This is a genomic window from Moritella sp. Urea-trap-13, from assembly GCF_002836355.1.
Lineage (GTDB): Bacteria > Pseudomonadota > Gammaproteobacteria > Enterobacterales > Moritellaceae > Moritella.
Window position 1 is genome coordinate 582270 of record NZ_PJCA01000027.1, and the last position, 18075, is coordinate 600344.

An 18075-nucleotide genomic window follows, 5' to 3' on the forward strand; every position below is an offset into this window, starting at 1 on the left:
CCTTATATTAAGTTTACAGGTATGTCTTTATATTAAGCTACGAAGTGCATGATTTCTGCTATAGACATACCTGCTAAACCCATTTTTTCGAGTGTGCGTCCTGCAGTAAAATAATCTGTATCGTTATAAGCATTGTCTAGGTGTAAGCAAGCCGTAACAATAGGTGTTTCAATATTGGTTAAGCGCCCAAACTCATGGCAAGGCACTAATAAATAGGCCGCATCTTCGGTGATATAGCGGTTAGATGCTGAATTTGGCGCACTATTTAGCTTACCGTGGGTTTCGGAAGTGCGGTTAACTTGGTAAACATCCTCACACTGCATTGCATATAATGCATTCATTGACTCTAACTCCGGAACCAATGCTAAGCCTAATGCATTACCAATTTGCATGCGCTCATTTTCCATTACGGCAGCAGCTTTAGCCGTTGATGGTGAGCAGCAGTCTTTGTAATAGTTAAACTGACCGTCGAAGTTTTCTAATAAACCCATGTTTAAGGTTGTTAATAATGGGTGACCACCAAAGTTAATATTTTCAAGTCCGACGCTGATCACGTTAGCCAGAGCTGTTAATGATAATGGCATGATTGGCTGTAGTTTTGCTATTGCTTCTGCAGTTTTGTGTGCAGGTAAAGCGGCGACAGGTAAAAATTCTTTCATGCCTAAAATCGCCAACTGTGCAGGTCCGACAATACGGGTTGCCCATGGAATTGAGATCGCATCGACAAAGGTAATATCGAGATCTTGATAACCTTGTTCTTTTTTTATGCGGTTGAGCACCAATGAACCATAGTTACCTGGCATTAGCATGATAATTTGCCCATCCCTTAGGTGCGGTAACATATCAATAAATAATGGTTCTTGAGCAAATGAAGGTACAGGTAAAATGAGCAGTTCAGAAAATGCGATAGTTTCAGCCAAGTCTCGACTTACCTTCGTTATCGGTTGGAAACCGGCATAAGTTAAAGTAACATTATTAAACTCAGCTAATGCGGTAATACCAGCATGCTGTTCAATATCGCTAAGCGGTTGATCAAAACCGCTTGAACCGTATAGACATACTTGTGCACCTTGCAACGAAAAGTGATAAGCCGCAGTTAACCCTGCGTTACCGGAACCAATAACAGATACTCGAGTGGACATAATTATTCCTTTTTACGATGATTAAATTTCGTCATCAGTGTAAGGAAGAGTCATCTGCTTTGAACAATGTCGAATGGTTTTGGTTGTATGCAAAAATGTAATGCTACGACATGGTTTTATTATTATGATGTTGATTAAAATAGGGTTTATCTAATTTTACGCTTGTTTCACTGCTACCGTTAACTGTGATCTTAGTCGATATTACTGTCATGTAGGTCACGCATCGCACCAATATTTAAATGAATACCCATCTCATCAGCCTGTAACATAAATTGTTCAATAAATAACTCGGCATGATGATGCAGGGGTTTTAATGCTGGATATAAAATCTCTAATTCAAAGGGTAACGAAAATTTTAGTGGTCGCATGACGACATGATCATGTTCACTTGCCATATGAGCGGTAAAAGGATCTGTGATGGCAATACCTATACCTTCGCGTACTAATGCCGCCGCGGTGCTTGCAAGTGAAACTTCTATACATTCAATTGTGGTTAAGTTGTATCGGCGTAATAACAGATCTATTTTTAATTGTGCGGAGTCTTTTTCATGGCGAATGAGTACTTGTCCTGCGATATCTTGAATATCGATTGCAGTGAGCTCTGCTAATGGCGATGTTGCTGGAATCAAGCAAACACATTCACTGATTACCTGTTGTGCCATTACTCCGGGGTAAGCTTGAGTTACAAAGGCAAAACCAATATCAGTGGTTTGGCTCTGAACTTGTCGTACAACGCCTTCTGAGCGGTCGGTTTTTACGGCTATTTTCATGCGTGGTGATTGTTTGACTACGGTCGCTAATATACGAGGCAAAAAAGCATGCGATAATAATGGCATTGTTGCTATATTGAGACTACCAAAATGGTTGGCTCGAATAGATTCTGCAGCATTATCCAACCCCGTAATCGCATCAAATACCTTGGTGACTTCGAAATAGAATGCTTCTCCTTCACAGCTTAGTACTAAACGATTACCTTTACGGATGAATAATTTAAAACCAATACGTTGTTCCAGCCCAGAAATTAGGCGGCTAACGGCGGGTTGACTTAAATTTAGGCGTTCAGCGGCGGCTGTTACCGTTTGGCATTCAATGACAGCTTTAAAGGCATTAAGTTGGGTCAATTTCATTATTATAATAAGTATATAGAATTATGTATGTATCCACAGAGTAACGGATATAACACTACATATCGAGACTTTCTACAACAGATGTTTGATGATATTAACCTGAGTTGGAGTATTGATTTAGTCGCGCTATAGCTGTCTCAGATCAACGCAAATGCAGTTGTTAATGCATTGAAGTGAAAATAAAGTTGAATTATTCAAAAAATGTTGAATAATAGGGTCACAATATAAGTGACTCAAGTCACAACAATAGTCTGAAACAGGAACAATACTCACATGTCTAACTCATTTGTACTCGTGATCAACTCTGGTAGCTCATCGTTAAAATTCGCACTTATCGATTCCAATACCGGGGATACTGTTCTTAATGGATTAGGAGAGTGTTTTGGCCTTCCTGAAGCGGCTGTTAGCTGGAAATATGAAGGGCAAAAATCTGAAGAAGCAATCACAGCTGAAGGTGATCACCATGAGCTGGCTATTAAACGTATCGTTGTACTACTCGAAAGCCTAGGTCTTACGTCACAGATTGTGGCTGTTGGTCATCGTGTTGTACACGGTGGAGAGAAGTTTACTAGCACAGTAAAAATTGATGAATCTGTCTTAAACGAAATTCGTAACCTGTCAGACCTTGCGCCATTGCATAATCCTGCAGCTGCCAAAGGTATTGAAGCGGCAATGCATGCCTTCCCTGTGTTGCCACAATTTGCAGTATTTGATACCGCATTCCACCAAACTATGCCAGCGAAAGCATTTACCGGTGCAATTTCTCACAAGCTTTACAAAGACTATGGTATTCGTCGCTATGGTTTCCACGGTACAAGCCATTATTTCGTGAGCCGTGAAGCCGCTAAGATGATTAATAAACCTATTGAAGAAAGCAGCTTCATTTCCGTGCATTTAGGTAACGGTGCTTCTGTATGCGCGATTCGTGATGGTCAAAGTGTTGATACAAGCATGGGCTTTACACCACTTGCCGGTCTAATGATGGGTACACGTTGTGGTGATTTAGACCCAAGTATCATTGAGTTCTTGCTGAAAAAAGGTTGGTCACAAGATGAAGTGTTTAAAGAGCTGAATACTAATTCAGGCTTTATGGGCGTATCAGGCTTAACCAGTGATTGCCGCGGTATTATCGAAGCAATGGAACAGGGCCATAAAGGCGCGACATTAGCATTCCAAGTATTTACGTATCGCGTAGCTAAATATATTGCGTCATACATGGTATCGCTTGAATCACTTGACGGCATTATCTTTACTGGCGGTATTGGTGAAAATGCACTACCGATCCGTAGTGAAGTATTAGCTTACTTGAAGATCTTTGGTTATAAAGAAGATCTGGAAGCAAATAAAGCCGCTCGATTTGGTAATGGTGGCTTGATCACTGTAGCGGGTACACCTGCTGTGATGGTTATCCCAACCAACGAAGAATTCGTTATTGCTCAGCAGTCGGTTGAACTACTGTAAATAATCATTTTAATTTAAATAATAATGAAACCCGCTCTTGTAGCGGGTTTTTTTTCATCTTTTTTTTGTTAACTTATGGCCCGAATGTTCAGTTATTTACAGTAATCCTTGCTGTTGTTAAATATAGTAAATTTAATAACGATCACATCGTATTAACTCTATCATTAACCATGCTGCAACATTAAACACTGGTTTTTGATCTATGGTATTGCTTATGTATCGTGCCAGATTCTGGTTCGATGTCTAGTATAGTTAGGATGTGTTGATGGTATGATCTTTTAATCTTGTATGTATTTACCATTTTCTTGTTTGCATTTGACTCTTGTTATTAAGTGTTAAGGATAAAAACATGAAGAAAAAATTATTAGTTATAGCTCTCGGATTTTCCAGTTCTATTTTATTAGCCGGTTGTGGCGGCGGCGGCGGCGGCGGTGACAGTGGCGGCGGCGATGGCAGTTCGGGTGAAGTAAGGGCTCCCGTGTCCGTTTTTTATAATGTGAAAGTAATTGATGGTTATTTAAAAAATGCGCAAGTCTGGCTTGATACTAACGGTAATAAACAGCTTGATGTGGATGAACCATCGGCACTGTCTGGTGATGGTGGCGTAGCTAAACTGGATGTCACTAATGTAGTGGATCCTGAACAATATTCTATTTACGCACAAATCATTAGTGGTCAAACCGTAGACGAAGATAGCGGCATCCCTGTTGCCTTCGATTATATGATGTCAGCCCCACCCGGTGAGCAAGAGATCACACCATTATCGACATTAGTGAGTATTGAAATTGAACAAAATACTGATGGTAGTGAAACGGATGAACAATTAGCTGCGGCTAAACAAGCCGCAGTAGCTAAGGTGGCCAATGATTTTGGTATTGCTGAAGGGGATGTTTTAAGTGATTACATTGCAAATATTAGTGCAACAACTACTTATGTAGCAGAAAATATTGTTAGCTCTAAAATACTCCCTGATGACGAGAATGAATTTACTCTTGTTATTGCCGATGGATCGGATGATGCCACAACGTTTAATAAACTGGTGGGCGTAGTTAGCGATAGGATTGAAAATATAGTTAAAGTCACGGCTGAAGAAGACTTTGCGGGAATAGGCGGGGTTTTTGATAGCGTTAATGATTTAGATTTAGTTACTGACAACGATGCTGATGGGATCCCCAATGCATTTGATGATCTGCCTGATGATGCAAGTGACTGGTTAGACACTGATGGTGATAATATTGGTAATATAGCCGATCCTGATGATGATAATGATGGTTTTGATGATGGTGATGATAAAGATCCTCTTGATCCACTGGTTGGCGAATATGAAGATTGTGACGTTAGCTATGCGAAGCCCGCTTCTATTGATGATTTCAATGCTCAGCTTGCAACCTGTGATGTATTACCTGGAATGAATTTAGAGGGCAATACGATCACACGTATTATCCCAGACTCAGGTCAAACGCGTACTTATACCTTTAATATCGATAAAACTGCTGATTTTTATCAAAATGGCGTGCAATATTACCGCCTATGGAATACTGATGCCGAAGGCAATGTAGAGCTTTACTATGGTGATCAAACACTAGAATATGTCATTCGTTTAATTGACAATGTAGATGGACAGTCTAAATTCGCAGTATATGCGAATGGCAGTCAATCTATTTACTCTTGGGGCGGTTTTGTTGATATTGATCTCTCAATTGATGTGCTTGCATGTGCAGAGCTTGACTCTGGCGATGCGCCGCTAGTGTCTCGTAGTTACGCTGAATTCAAAAGCGCCGTAACATCTTGTCAGAGTGGTAAATTAGTTACTGCATTCAGTTCTGATTTTATTAACAAGGGTATGATATTAACCACAGGTAATGCGTTAAGCCAAGCCGATGATGTTGAAACATATCAATTCAATGAAGACGGTACTGGTACATTCACTTATAACGAAGGCGCGGGTGATATTAGTATCGATATAACTTGGACAATCTTCGAAGAAGGCGTTATTAAAGTTGCGTTGACTTATATAGATGAAAATGATGCAGCTCAAACCGCGAATGACTATCTCGCGATTGTTGAAACGAACGGTATTAATTATAGTGTTAAAGTCTTTAGTCGAAGTACTGACCTTGAAGGCCTCGGTGATGCTGCTGGTGGTGATTTATGGAGTACAGTCATGAGCGTACCTGATACGGAATAATGAGTGTTTAAAGTGCTTATATCTGATAATTAAAGAGTGATAATGTAATGCCCATCAGTTAACTGGTGGGCATTTTATTTTAGCAAGGTGATCATTTCATTCAATTTCCCCATCGTAAAACTTTCTCTTGTTAATCCATCGCTTAATAGCGCATTATAATGATGCATAAATACAACATTATTATCCTTAAGGAAGGTTACAAGATGGATCACGAACAAGCATATGAGATTGGTACACCAGGTCAAGAATGGACAGTGGAAGATAAAGCCGCATGGTTAGCCAAGCAAACTGTGGTACGCACTTATCAACAAGAGGTGCTGGCTAAGTTAACACCGCTACAGCAAAATTTTGATATTGAGCAGTATGGTGCCTTGTCTTATGATCCTGCTCGTTTTCCATTATTTGTGGTGAAAACACGTGATTGGGATAATACTAAACCGACGATTTTGGTGACGGGTGGCGTCCACGGTTATGAAACCAGTGGTGTCCAAGGCGCAATTCGTTTTATAGCAACTCAAGCACTAAATTACAGTGCAGAGTTTAATATTATTGTCGCACCTTGTGTCAGCCCTTGGGGTTATGAAACGATTAACCGCTGGAACCCGAATGCTGTTGATCCAAACAGGTCTTTCGTTGACAACAGTCCCGCAGAGGAATCAGCAGCATTAATGCAGTGCATTGCTAAGCTTGATGTGAAGATCACCGCGCATATCGATTTACATGAAACCACTGATACCGATAATAGCGAGTTCAGACCTGCATTAGCAGCGCGTGATGCCGTTGTGCATGATAACTGGAACATTCCCGATGGTTTTTATTTAGTCGGTGATACCCTTAATCCAAATACCGAATTTCAAACTCATATCATTAATGCCGTGAGTAAAGTAACGCACATTGCCCCTGCTGATGAAAGTGGGCGTATTATTGGTGAAAAGCTGGCTCAGTTCGGTGTGATTAACTATGCCACTAAAGCATTAGGTTTATGCTCTGGATTCAGTGATTGTCTTTATGGGACCACAACCGAAGTATACCCAGATAGTCCCTCAGCAGATGATGAAAACTGTATTCAAGCTCAGGTTACGGCTATCACCAGTGGTCTTGACTACCTAATAAGCCAACATAACTAGATTCAAGAAATTATAAATAGCCGCAGTACGCTTTTATGAGCCTATTCTTAACCAAAATTGTTGTAATTTTATACACGATTCGACCTTTGTTGGTAAAACGATTACCATCAAAGGCTAATCAGTGTTTACGCACTGCCGCTGTATATATTGTAATGATATGACGTGAACCATGGCTACATGGTTAATCATCACGTTATAAGGATAAGTTGTGGATTTATTAAATGATGAAAAGTTTATGCTGCGCGCATTAGCGCTTTCTAAACTAGCCCTACCAAATTGCCGTCCTAATCCACCTGTCGGCTGCGTCTTAGTGAAAGATAATGTCATTGTGAGTGAGGGTTATACACAAGCACCTGGCCAACACCATGCGGAAGCACAAGCTATTGCTAAATATGCGCACTCACTGGAAGAGGTAACTGCTTATGTTACGTTAGAACCTTGTTCGTTTGTTGGTCGTACGCCATCTTGCGCGCATAGTCTCGTCGGTCGTAACATAAAACGTGTAGTTGTCGCTACTGTCGACCCAGATCCTCGCAATAGCGGTAAGGGTCTTAAAGTACTAACCGATGCGGGTGTTGATGTGGAAATGGGTGTTTGCCAGCGTGAAGTCAGTGAGTTTATTAACCCTTATTTATTGAAATAGCAAGATTACGTTATGCTATTAAACGAGATATAATCGCCAACTAGCTTAGTATTTAGCTAATTTAGTAGTATCTAACTAATAGTAATATTTAGTTAATAGTAATATTTAGTTAATCGTAGTATTTAATTGATAGATGGATTTACCTTAAATGAAAAAATTAGTTGTAACAATAACGGCATTAACATTAACACTTGGATTAACAGCCTGCGCAGAGTTAAAAACAGTCGGTCGTGACATCGGTCATGCAACAAGAGATGTGACGACATCAATCGGCCACGCTTCTCGTGATATTGCTAAAGATGTTAGTAACGAAGTAAAAGACTGAGTTGAATCTTAGTTTATAACATGACCTAATGCATAAAAGTGCTCTCTCATATTCCTTGAGCACTTTTATACCGTCATATCACTACCATCTCCCATTGGCCCTCCTTTACAGCGCCTTTTTAGCATTGTGGCCTAAACGTATCCCGTCGCGAATATTTAAACCAATCATAGTCAAATTTGTCGTACCTGCGATTATTTCTAGAATTTGCACTGCCCAATATAGCTCATCAAATTGATCCAGTGCAGACCATTTAGCTAACACTATCGCGGCAGGTAATAAAATTAACGTGCCATTAATTGCCGCTAGCTTCATTCGGCGTTGCTTGATTTTAAATACGCCAGTCATTGCACCCGGATACAGTATTTTTGCCGATTTACCTGTGACCATCATGGCAGCAATGAGTCCTGGAATGAACAGTAGGATAGTATGTTTCACTTGTGCTATTTGTGCGGGCGTAGCTAACACATCAGCAATGATGGTGCTGCTTAGAAACGAGGTGATTAATAGAAATGCCAGTATAGCCGCTGCTTTGTGTATGCTTTTTAATGTTTGAGTCTTCATGGTTACATCCGAATTGAGTGATAAAGTTATTACGATAATGATGAGATAAACTAAATTACCAGCGAGAACGATATTGGCGATGACAGTTACGACAAGTATTATTTGCTTGTTTCAATGCATCTTTTGCAGTGCGCTTATCTTGTTGTTGTATTGCCGTATCCATTTTTATAAAGCTATTATTCATTTTCTCTAATGCCGCTTTAAACTGCATATTGTCATCCCACACTTTACCCTTGGCTTTACTGTCAAATTGACTCCCTGATACGAATAAGTGTTGTAATGACGCAGAGTTAGCTGCTAGTTCTGAACTTAATACTTCGAGTTGTTGCCAGTTTGGTGACGATTTACCGAGTGCTTTATCTATCTGTTTTTGTTGTGTTTCAATTTGTGAAAAGGCTGCTTGGCGTTGTTCCACATCTTGTATTAATGACGCGGTTAATATGTTTTCTGATGCTGCAACTGATGTGATAACAAGACTAAAGGTAAGTGACAATGCTGTGATTATTGCATTAACGCGTTTTGATACTGACATGGTTTACTCCTGATTAAATGTTTAGGTATGCCCTTGTGGACTTGCCATTTAATTTACACTGCAACTGTTGCTTGTGCAATTGTTTTGTTGTAAATTGTTGTCTCTTTATTTTATTCGGACATTTGAAAATGAAAATTTGGGATTTACCAACACGTTTATATCATTGGTTACAAGCAGGATTATTTATAGGATTAATTATTACCGGCTATAATGGCGAGGGACCGCATATACAATTAGGTTTAGGGTTATTATCATTGATTACTTGGCGGATAACATGGGGGTTTATTGGCAGTGATACCAGTCGATTTAAACAATTTATTCGCTCACCAAAAGTGATTATGCAGTACTTACGTGGGCAGAGCGATGAGACACCCGGTCACAATCCTGCTGGAGGTTGGATGGTCGTCGGTTTGTTGCTTTGTTTATTTTTGCAATGCATCTCTGGCTTAGCTATTGCTGGCTTTGCTGATAATTTGCCACTAGCAGAAGTTTGGTTAACTGATTGGTTATATGATGGCTTTTATATTATCCATGATGCACTTTTTTATCTATTACCGGCTCTTATATTTTTCCATGTTGCAGCTATTATTGGTTATAAGTTACGTGATAAGCCGCTAGTATTGGCGATGATCACAGGCTATCAAGCCAAGTCGGTCACTCTGCCTTTGTATTTTGGCTCAAATTTAAAAGCCTTATTGGTGCTTATTGTTGCGGTATTAGTTACCATGGCAATAGTTGCGCTTTCATAATCATATTAGGTACAGAATGGAAACAAAATTTGATCGTCAGAATAGTTTTGGTTGGTTACTCAATGTAGTTGCCAATAAAGCGTCTAAAGACTTTGATACTGAGTTAAAAAAACACGGATTGTCATTAGCATTATGGCCTACGCTAATGTGTTTATGGGAAGAAGAGGGGGTTACTCAACGTGAAATAGCCTTGAAGTCCAAAGTTGAGAGTTCAACAACGACACGGACACTTGATAAGTTAGTAGCTTTAGCGCTGGTGGAACGTAGGGATGATCCAAATAGCCGCCGTTCTTTTCGTATCTATCTAACCGATGCTGGCAGATCATTAAAAGAGCAGTTATTACCTATTCCGCTGGCTATTAATAACAATTTATTAAGCTCGTTAGATGCGCAAGAGCAGCAACAGATGATCAGTTTGTTGAAAAAATTAGTGACTGATATTTAGCATCTGATATTTAGTACCTATAGCTCAAAACTTTACTTTCATTATTAGCGGTTTAATCAATCTATCACTATATTTAAAGGTATCTTTTAAATAACTGGGTAGCAGAAATGAAAGGGATAATCTTTTCTGAGTTTTTAGAGTTAGTGGAAGATAAGTTTGGTCTAGACGTTTGTCAGAACATGCTCGATGATAGCGATGACGAAGGCGTTTATACGACGGTTGGCTCTTATGACCACAAAGCGTTAATAAAGCTGATCATGGCATTAAGTAAATTGACAGGGATCTCGCCTGAAGACTTACAAGCTGTGTATGGTGAGTCTGTCTTTAAGACGCTCTATAACAGTATGCCTGGATTAGAGGGGAAAGCGTTATCGACCTTTGATTTTATCGAAAAGGTCGAAGATTTCATTCACATTGAAGTGAAAAAGTTGTATCCCGATTCGAACCCTCCTAAGTTTAAATTTATTTCCGTGACTGAAGTAGAAATGGTCATGGACTACATTTCAGCCCGCTGCATGTCGCATGTTTGTTTCGGCTTAATTAAAGGCTGTAGTCAACATTTTAATCAACAAGTAGATATTAAAATGGAACCATTGAAACAAGATCAATCAGAAGTTCGATTCACATTACGCTATCTGTAATTTATATAGCCTAGCAATGGGTATTTTGATGGTCGGAGTTAACAAATGGATTTAGAGCGGCAAATTGTTTTATTAAAGCAGAAAGTTGCGCGTGAAAAAGCCTGTCGGAAATCGGCAGAGCAATTACTTGAAGATAAAAGTAATGAACTGTTTTTGGCCAAAAAAATGGTTGAAGATACATTAGTGCACGTGCAACAAAAAGCGGAGCAAGATATGGCATTTTTGACCTTTAAAATTTACCTTGATTCTATTCTTCTCGACTTCAGCCAGTTATTTCTTAAAAACTCAATCTCAGATACATTATTACAACGACTTTTAAATCATATCTCCCATGTTGATAGCATAAGTGCAGTGCAATTAAAGATCCAATCCATAAATGTTGCTGATAAAATAACAGTATTGAATGCAGGGGGCTGGACGCAATGGCAAGAGTCCGCTGAACAAACTTCATCGTGCCGTTGGAGCAGCGATCATCGGCAGTTACACATAATTATTGATGGTGAAGAGTCTAAACTTGGTGTGTTCTCTGTTGCTCTTGAGACTAAAAAAGAATGGCAACACACGATTGAAAAACAATTATCATTATTTTCAGAAGTGATTAGTGTTGCCTACCAACGAAAATATCTGCTCGACCGTACTATTTTAGAAATGCACAGAGCTGAAAACTCCGAAAAATCGACACGTGATTTCGTTGCTATGATTAATCACGAGTTACGTACCCCGTTAAATGGCTTACTTGGTTCTGCGGACTTAATGGCTGATACTAAGATCGATACGCAGCAAGCAAGACTTCTCACCACTATTCATCAATCAGGCGAACTATTACGTGTCATTATTAATGACTTGTTAGACTTTAGTAAAATGAGCGCCGGTATGCTTGAGCTCCTGATTAAGCCTTTTGAGGTTGTCAGTGTTAGCCGTGTTATCGACGATATTTTTTCTATTCGTGCTGAAGATAAAGGATTACAGTTTGAGCTGTTTTTTTCAGAACAGATCCCGCTAGAGTTACTCGGTGATGCCGAACGGATAAAACAAATTTTAGTTAACTTGATTGGTAATGCCCTGAAATTTACCAGTGAAGGTAAAGTATCGGTGTATTTTTTATGGGAAAACGAACAGTTGGTATTTAATATCGTCGATACTGGCTGTGGTATTTCACTCGATAAACAAAGTAATCTATTCGAACCTTTTGTACAGGTTGATAATTCTAGTAATCGAAAGCATGAAGGTACAGGGTTAGGGCTGTCAATTTGTTTGCATTTAATTCAAGAAATGCAGGGCGAATTGATACTCACGAGTGAGTTGGATAAAGGCTCTGAATTCAAGGTATGTCTACCTTTGGCTATACCCGCTAAGAATATGCAAACGACGCAAGTTGAAGAAGAGATTGATTATCCTATTCATGAGTTAACATTACTTGTTGTTGAAGATATAAAAATGAATCAAGTTGTCATTGAAATGATGTTGAAAAAATTAGGCTTGAATTGTGATATCAAAAATAATGGCGAAGAAGCGCTTAGATACCTGGAACAGCACAATGTGGATATTATTTTAATGGATTGTCGCATGCCGATAATGGATGGTTTCGAAGCAACGCGAATATTACGTCAACAAGGGTATACTAAACCCATTATTGCATTAACCGCAGGCACCACAAATATTGAATGTGAAGAATGCTTAGCATGCGGTATGGATGCTATCGTCAATAAACCTTATCAATTAAAAGACCTAGAGAAAATCTTAAATCATTGGGGAAAACGATTAAGTAACCCCCTATGAGAGTGACAATGCTTTCTGGCTATGGTCGTTCAGTATTGGCTGTCTTTAAGGTGTGATAACCTGCCCAAATACGGGTTGCTGTGGTTATCCAGCATAAAGCGGCAAAACTATAAGCGATATGAGCAAAGTACTGTGGAAACAAGCATAGCAAGATAAAGCAGAATATTGTTTCTGTACCCTCCGTTAACCCGCCTATGTAGTACATAGATTTATTTTTATAAACGGGATTTTCAATATTTTGTTTACTCGCCATGATGGCAAAGGCTAAGAAACTTGTACCTGTGCCAATAAAGGCGAAAATCAAAAATGCACCAGCTACTGCATTCGCGTTAGGGTCTGCAACCACAAAACCAAACGGTACCAGTGAATAAAACAAAAAATCTAAGGTTATATCTAAGAAACCGCCACTGTCACTAATCCCCTGTATACGCGCTACGGCGCCATCTACGGCGTCAAGTATGCGGTTTAAAAGTATGAATATCAAAGCAATATTGTATTCTTGCTGTGCCAATGCTGGAAAGCACATTAACCCAAGGACAAAACCCAACAGGGTAACCTGATCGGCTTTTATGCCTGTCTTATGTACCAGTTTGGCTGTGGTATTAATCGGCCAGCGGATAATTTTTATCACATAACGGTCAAGCATCTTGAGTTTCCTTATTCCATGGCCAGTGTAGGCATCTACTCCCGTTAGGGACATCGTCAGCATCGTGCGTTACCATTAATACTGGTAATTGCCTGCTGAGTGTCTGGGTAAATACCCAGTTTCTAAATTCACTACGTAATGATTTGTCTAACTTGCTAAAGGGTTCATCGAGTAATACCACAGCAGGTTCAGCCAGCAACAAGCGCATCATACTGATACGCGCGCGCTGACCGCCTGATATTTGCATTGGCGACTTATCCGCAAGCTCGACTAAGTTGAGCTCGGCCAGTGTTTTTAATGCCTGTGCTTTACGTTGCGTTTTTTTTATGTGGTTGGGCAGGGCGATAGCCAAGTTTTCCCAAATATTTAAATGCGGGAATAATAAATCATCTTGAAATAAGATGCCGATATTACGCTTTTCTGGCGGTAACTCATTTAATAATCGTTGTTGATAATAGCATTCACCTTGATAGCTAAAGTCAGCGGACTTATGCCCTGCGATGGCACTTAACAAACTCGACTTGCCACAACCACTGGGTCCCATTAAGGTTAATATTTCACCGGGTGAAACAGTGAAAGAGATGGGGGCAAACAACGGCCGCTCACTACGATCAAGAATGCTAAGATTATTTACTGATAGAGGCATTGTGTGTTCTTACTCTATTGATTGATGTTAATGAAGCCGAATTAGCATTAGCGCGTTGCTGTTCGAGAGAGCCTGTTTTACGGCTTGCCACGATCGCGATAATATAAAATATGAATGGTGTTATTGATTGTAGTAACGCATAGATGGCGCTGATTCGGCGATCTTGTCCGCTAGATAACGCAACCGCTTCTGTTGTCAGGGTTGATATCCGCCCTGCGCCTAACATTAATGTCGGTAAATATTGCGCTAGACTAACGCTAATACCAACAGCCCAAGCGATCCAAATAGCGGGCAGTAATAACGGGCGCTTTATTTGCCACCATACTTTGAAAGGCGACATGCCTAGACTGGCACCAACTTTATCTAAACGTTGATCATAACTGCGCCAAGGGCCATCGAGGGCAAGGAATACGTAAGGGAATACAAAGAAAGTATGCGCCCACGTGACCCAGAAATAATAATATTGATGAGCGATATATAAAGTTGCGACTTGCATGCCAAACAGCAAGGATAACTGCGGTGCAAGCATCGGGATTGAAATCAGTAATCTGGGTACTTTAAATTTACCCTTGTTTAGGCTGGCCTTGATACTGTGCTCGTGTATCACAATGGCAAAAAATAATGCGATTGTGGCGCTAACTAACGCAATCGTGATGCTATTGGTGATGATGTCTAATAAGTAATACCATTCTTGTTGCCAAAAACGCAACGACCAGGTCGACGGCGTAATATCAGGAAATCGCCAGCGTTGAGCCACCGACCACAATAGTAGTATTGGCAATGTCGTCAGCGTGATGAGATAGGTGATGGTAATGATACTCTTGCCACCAATCGGCAGCGAAAAGCGTCCACTTGACTGCCAAGTTCGACATTTTACCGTTATTATCCATTCAGTTAAGCGTATCCCCAGTAATACCACCAGACACAACAATAGCAGCAGTAAGGCGCCAGCTGAAGCTTTAGGTAGCGTTGCAAGGTCAGCATCATTCAACCATTGCCAAACCAGTACCGCAAGAGTCGGTGGCTGAGTTGGACCTATGATCAAAGCGACATCAACAACGGAAATACTGTATGCCATGACGGCGAACAAGGAGAAGCGGATCTTCGGTAACCATTGTGGCAGAATTATCTTTTGCCATGCCTGAGCATTGTTGTAACCCAGACTTTGTGCGGTGATAAGTGTGGTATTTATATTTAATTGTTTCAACAGTGGGATACTCATGAACAACAAAAACGGTATCTCTTTCAGTGTTAGTGCCGCAATAAGGCCGAGTCCATATTGGTCATGTATCAGTTGCCAATTGATTTGCTCGCCAAGTAGCCGCGCGATAAAGCCACTCGGGGTAAACAAAAACGCAAAACCAACCGCAAAAGCCACATGTGGCAGCGCCATAATCGGTGCGAGTAAGGTTTCTATTTGCTTCCACCAACGGCTATGCCAGCAGGATTGTAGGATCGCAAAGCAGCATAACGCGGATAGTAAAGTACTGGCCACACTCACAAATAACGTCAGCACAACGGATTGTGATAACCCCGGCCAAGCCAGTAATTGCGTAAATCCACCAAGGGATAGCGCGTATTGGTCGATGGCAGGAATATAGCCAAATGCAGCGAGTAGCAAGCCAACTAGCCCTGGTAATAGCGGTAAAAAACTAATAAGAACAGTCAGTAACACGATCAAGTTAAAAGTGAATGCGGCGACTGACCGTTTTTTTAATGTGGTGAATATAGCGTTCAATTAGTGCCCGTAGCGTTTTTGCCATTCCGCTTCAAGCGCAGTTTGCCAGCTTGGATGTGGTTCTGGAATTGATTTAAACAACTTAGTATTTTTTGCTGAACCGGTGATATGTGATGATGTTAATACTGTTGGGTCGCCCCAAATGGCTAAATCACCTTTGCGTGATTGGGCTTCAGGGCTTAACAAGAAGTTAATCGCCACTAACGCGCCTTCTTTAGCTGAAGCATTCCAAGGTATTGATAGAAAATGGATGTTTGATAATGCTCCCGCTTGCATAGCATAAGCAACAGTGGTTTCGCTAAGCTTACCGCTTTGCTGTGATGTCGTCGCTTCGTTAGGGTTAAACGAGATGGCTATATCGAGCTCACCATCATCTAATAACTGAATTGTTTCAGCCGCACTGGCTGGAAATTGCTTACCTTGACGCCAAGCAACAGCATGAAATTTGTCGAGATAATCCCACAATGGTGCTGATATAGTAGCAAACGTCTGAGTATCTACAGATTTATATAATGGCGCATTGTCGCTGGCTAATTCTAATAATGCGGCTTTGAGGAAACTGGTGCCATGGAATGACGGTGGTTTTGGATAGCTGAGTTTATTTGGGTTCTTAACCGCGTAAGCGAGTAAGTCGTTGAAGCTTGCTGGTGGATTACTGAGAGTTTCGGTATCGTAAATAAACACCAGTTGGCCGACACCCCAAGGTGCTTCGAGGCCTAACGTTGGCTCAGAAAAATCGTTATCAACAGGCAAGGTTTTATCCACATATTGCCAGTTTGGTAATTGCGTTGCGAATGAATCAGTGATCAGGTCATAACGTTTCATTGATTTGAAGTTTTCACCGTTAACCCAAACCATATCAACACTGCCATTGGTGTTCTTTTTTGCGGTTTTCTCTGCCGCTAAGCGGGTGATGGCCTCGGCAATATCGCCGACTTTAACGTGTTTAAGGCGCACGCCGTATTCACTGTTTAAACGCTTATCAGCCCAGCGTAAATAGTTATTTATTTCAGGACTGCCGCCCCATGCATAAAAATAGACCGTTTGCCCTTTAGCTTTGCCTTCAACAGCTTGCCAATCGAGTGCTACGGCTTGACTGAAGGTACTGACAAGTAATAAGCCAAGACCGACGAATAATTTACGCATGAAATATCCTTTTCTTAGTGAATGCACACTACAACCTGTAATGTTTATAAATTTAATTATAACTGATTGTATTTATATTCATATACTCATCTTAGTCGTCTCGGCATATAGATATAAAAATAACAGAATTACCTACGCTGAATAATGCTGTACAGTTAAGGCTTCATTTTGGGTTAAGAGCGTAGCAGCGAAAAGCATGACTAAATTTAAACCGGCACTGGGCCTGAGTAATAACCACCTGCAATCTATGTTGTCTAGCTCTGGCCCTCGAAAATATTTCGAAAAACGACGTGCTAACCAATTACTCTGTTTGGCAAAACAGCATATTATCACCACGCCACAAGGGGTTAGGTTAGAAGGTTTTCTAAGCAGGAATAACACCACTACGCCATCGAAAGGGCTTGCTGTTATCCTGCATGGTTGGGAAGGCTGTGCTGATTCACTGTATGTATTATCCAGTGGCCAAAAATTACTGGATGTTGGTTATGATGTATTTCGCCTTAACTTTCGTGATCATGGCGATACGCATCATTTAAACTCTGAACTGTTTAATTCATCACGCCTAGAAGAAGTAGCCGAAGCGGTTAAATATCTTTGCGCAGAATTTGGTGGTCAGCATAATGTGTTATGTGGTTATTCACTCGGTGGTAACTTTTGTCTCCGTGTGGCGAATATTGCTAAAGTTGCAGGCATTCAATTACATCAAGCTATTGCGATTTGTCCAGTATTACACCCGCCAACCACAATGGCTGAATTAAGTGCTGGTTTTCCATTATATGAACAATACTTTGTCGCGAAGTGGAAACGTTCGTTAATCAAAAAACTGCGCTATCATCCGCAATTAGGTTATGGCAATGCATTGAAAAAATTAAAAACGCTTGATGATATGAACCTGTTTTTTGTCGAACGTTATACCGACTTTACCAGTCGTGATGAATATTTTGAGGCTTACTCTGTGGTGGAGGACGGCTTACGTCAATTGGCGATCCCGACAACCATAATTACCTCTGAAGATGATCCTATGATCCCCGCTCGCCACCTCAAACACTTACACCAATCGAAATGGCTGAGTATAGACCTGCAAGCGAAAGGCGGGCACTGTGCGTTTATTAAAAACTGGAAGTTTGAAAGCTGGGCCAGTGAGCGTATTACCCAGCTTGTCGAATAATAGAATAGTAG

The 18075-nt window shown here is 40.5% G+C and carries 18 protein-coding genes; 10 read left to right on the top strand and 8 right to left on the bottom strand.

Going from position 1 to position 18075, the window contains the following annotated elements:
- Positions 1-32: 32 nt before the first annotated feature.
- Complete coding sequence (locus CXF93_RS05430) at positions 33-1142, bottom strand: NAD/NADP-dependent octopine/nopaline dehydrogenase family protein (RefSeq protein ID WP_101061402.1); 1110 nt, start codon at positions 1140-1142, stop codon at positions 33-35.
- 191 nt (positions 1143-1333) lie between these two features.
- Positions 1334-2269, bottom strand: coding sequence for a LysR family transcriptional regulator (locus tag CXF93_RS05435; RefSeq protein ID WP_101061403.1), 936 nt, complete (start codon positions 2267-2269; stop codon positions 1334-1336).
- Between the two features lie 273 nt (positions 2270-2542).
- Between CXF93_RS05435 and CXF93_RS05440 the strand changes: the two genes are divergently transcribed.
- The 5 genes from CXF93_RS05440 to CXF93_RS22060 all read left to right on the top strand — a co-directional run bounded on the left by CXF93_RS05440 (position 2543) and on the right by CXF93_RS22060 (position 8013).
- On the top strand, positions 2543-3730 hold the full coding sequence (locus CXF93_RS05440) for an acetate/propionate family kinase (RefSeq protein WP_101061404.1): 1188 nt from the start codon (positions 2543-2545) through the stop codon (positions 3728-3730).
- Between the two features lie 349 nt (positions 3731-4079).
- Positions 4080-5918: a hypothetical protein gene (locus CXF93_RS05445; RefSeq protein ID WP_101061405.1), complete on the top strand. Its 1839-nt coding sequence runs from the start codon at positions 4080-4082 to the stop codon at positions 5916-5918.
- Positions 5919-6121: 203 nt separating this feature from the next.
- Positions 6122-7045: a M14 family metallocarboxypeptidase gene (locus tag CXF93_RS05450; RefSeq protein WP_101061406.1), complete on the top strand. Its 924-nt coding sequence runs from the start codon at positions 6122-6124 to the stop codon at positions 7043-7045.
- 208 nt (positions 7046-7253) lie between these two features.
- The gene (locus tag CXF93_RS05455; RefSeq protein WP_101061407.1) at positions 7254-7688 is read left to right on the top strand and encodes a bifunctional diaminohydroxyphosphoribosylaminopyrimidine deaminase/5-amino-6-(5-phosphoribosylamino)uracil reductase RibD; all 435 of its coding nucleotides are present in this window, start codon (positions 7254-7256) and stop codon (positions 7686-7688) included.
- Between the two features lie 148 nt (positions 7689-7836).
- Positions 7837-8013, top strand: a complete 177-nt coding sequence (locus tag CXF93_RS22060; RefSeq protein ID WP_198551591.1) for a hypothetical protein — start codon at positions 7837-7839, stop codon at positions 8011-8013.
- 105 nt (positions 8014-8118) lie between these two features.
- On the opposite strand, the gene CXF93_RS05460 is transcribed toward CXF93_RS22060, so the two are convergent.
- Entirely contained in the window at positions 8119-8574 is a 456-nt protein-coding gene (locus tag CXF93_RS05460; RefSeq protein WP_101061408.1) for a hypothetical protein, read from the bottom strand.
- A gap of 55 nt (positions 8575-8629) precedes the next feature.
- Positions 8630-9106 (bottom strand): cytochrome c, encoded by a 477-nt coding sequence (locus CXF93_RS05465; RefSeq protein ID WP_101061409.1) that lies wholly within the window; start codon positions 9104-9106, stop codon positions 8630-8632.
- Between the two features lie 128 nt (positions 9107-9234).
- Here CXF93_RS05465 and CXF93_RS05470 point away from each other — a divergent pair, with 128 nt between their 5' ends.
- The 4 genes from CXF93_RS05470 to CXF93_RS05485 all read left to right on the top strand — a co-directional run bounded on the left by CXF93_RS05470 (position 9235) and on the right by CXF93_RS05485 (position 12720).
- Positions 9235-9855 (top strand): cytochrome b/b6 domain-containing protein, encoded by a 621-nt coding sequence (locus CXF93_RS05470; protein ID WP_101061410.1) that lies wholly within the window; start codon positions 9235-9237, stop codon positions 9853-9855.
- Between the two features lie 16 nt (positions 9856-9871).
- Complete coding sequence (locus CXF93_RS05475) at positions 9872-10300, top strand: MarR family winged helix-turn-helix transcriptional regulator (RefSeq protein WP_101061411.1); 429 nt, start codon at positions 9872-9874, stop codon at positions 10298-10300.
- 107 nt (positions 10301-10407) lie between these two features.
- The gene (locus CXF93_RS05480; RefSeq protein ID WP_101061412.1) at positions 10408-10941 is read left to right on the top strand and encodes a heme NO-binding domain-containing protein; all 534 of its coding nucleotides are present in this window, start codon (positions 10408-10410) and stop codon (positions 10939-10941) included.
- A gap of 45 nt (positions 10942-10986) precedes the next feature.
- On the top strand, positions 10987-12720 hold the full coding sequence (locus CXF93_RS05485; protein ID WP_101061413.1) for an ATP-binding protein: 1734 nt from the start codon (positions 10987-10989) through the stop codon (positions 12718-12720).
- A gap of 19 nt (positions 12721-12739) precedes the next feature.
- Here CXF93_RS05485 and CXF93_RS05490 read toward each other — a convergent pair whose 3' ends face one another.
- From CXF93_RS05490 to CXF93_RS05505, 4 genes are read right to left on the bottom strand one after another with little or no spacing between them, the layout of a single operon-like run.
- Positions 12740-13366 carry a CDP-alcohol phosphatidyltransferase family protein gene (locus CXF93_RS05490; protein ID WP_101061414.1) on the bottom strand — a complete coding sequence of 209 codons (627 nt, stop codon included), beginning with the start codon at positions 13364-13366 and terminating at the stop codon, positions 12740-12742.
- Positions 13359-14012 carry an ATP-binding cassette domain-containing protein gene (locus tag CXF93_RS05495; RefSeq protein ID WP_101061415.1) on the bottom strand — a complete coding sequence of 218 codons (654 nt, stop codon included), beginning with the start codon at positions 14010-14012 and terminating at the stop codon, positions 13359-13361. The genes CXF93_RS05490 and CXF93_RS05495 overlap by 8 nt, the downstream gene beginning before the upstream one ends.
- Positions 13993-15750: an ABC transporter permease gene (locus CXF93_RS05500; protein WP_101061416.1), complete on the bottom strand. Its 1758-nt coding sequence runs from the start codon at positions 15748-15750 to the stop codon at positions 13993-13995. The genes CXF93_RS05495 and CXF93_RS05500 overlap by 20 nt, the downstream gene beginning before the upstream one ends.
- Positions 15751-16896, bottom strand: a complete 1146-nt coding sequence (locus CXF93_RS05505) for an ABC transporter substrate-binding protein (RefSeq protein WP_101061417.1) — start codon at positions 16894-16896, stop codon at positions 15751-15753.
- 196 nt (positions 16897-17092) lie between these two features.
- Here CXF93_RS05505 and CXF93_RS05510 point away from each other — a divergent pair, with 196 nt between their 5' ends.
- Positions 17093-18064, top strand: a complete 972-nt coding sequence (locus tag CXF93_RS05510; RefSeq protein ID WP_101061418.1) for a YheT family hydrolase — start codon at positions 17093-17095, stop codon at positions 18062-18064.
- The last annotated feature ends 11 nt before the right edge of the window (positions 18065-18075 follow it).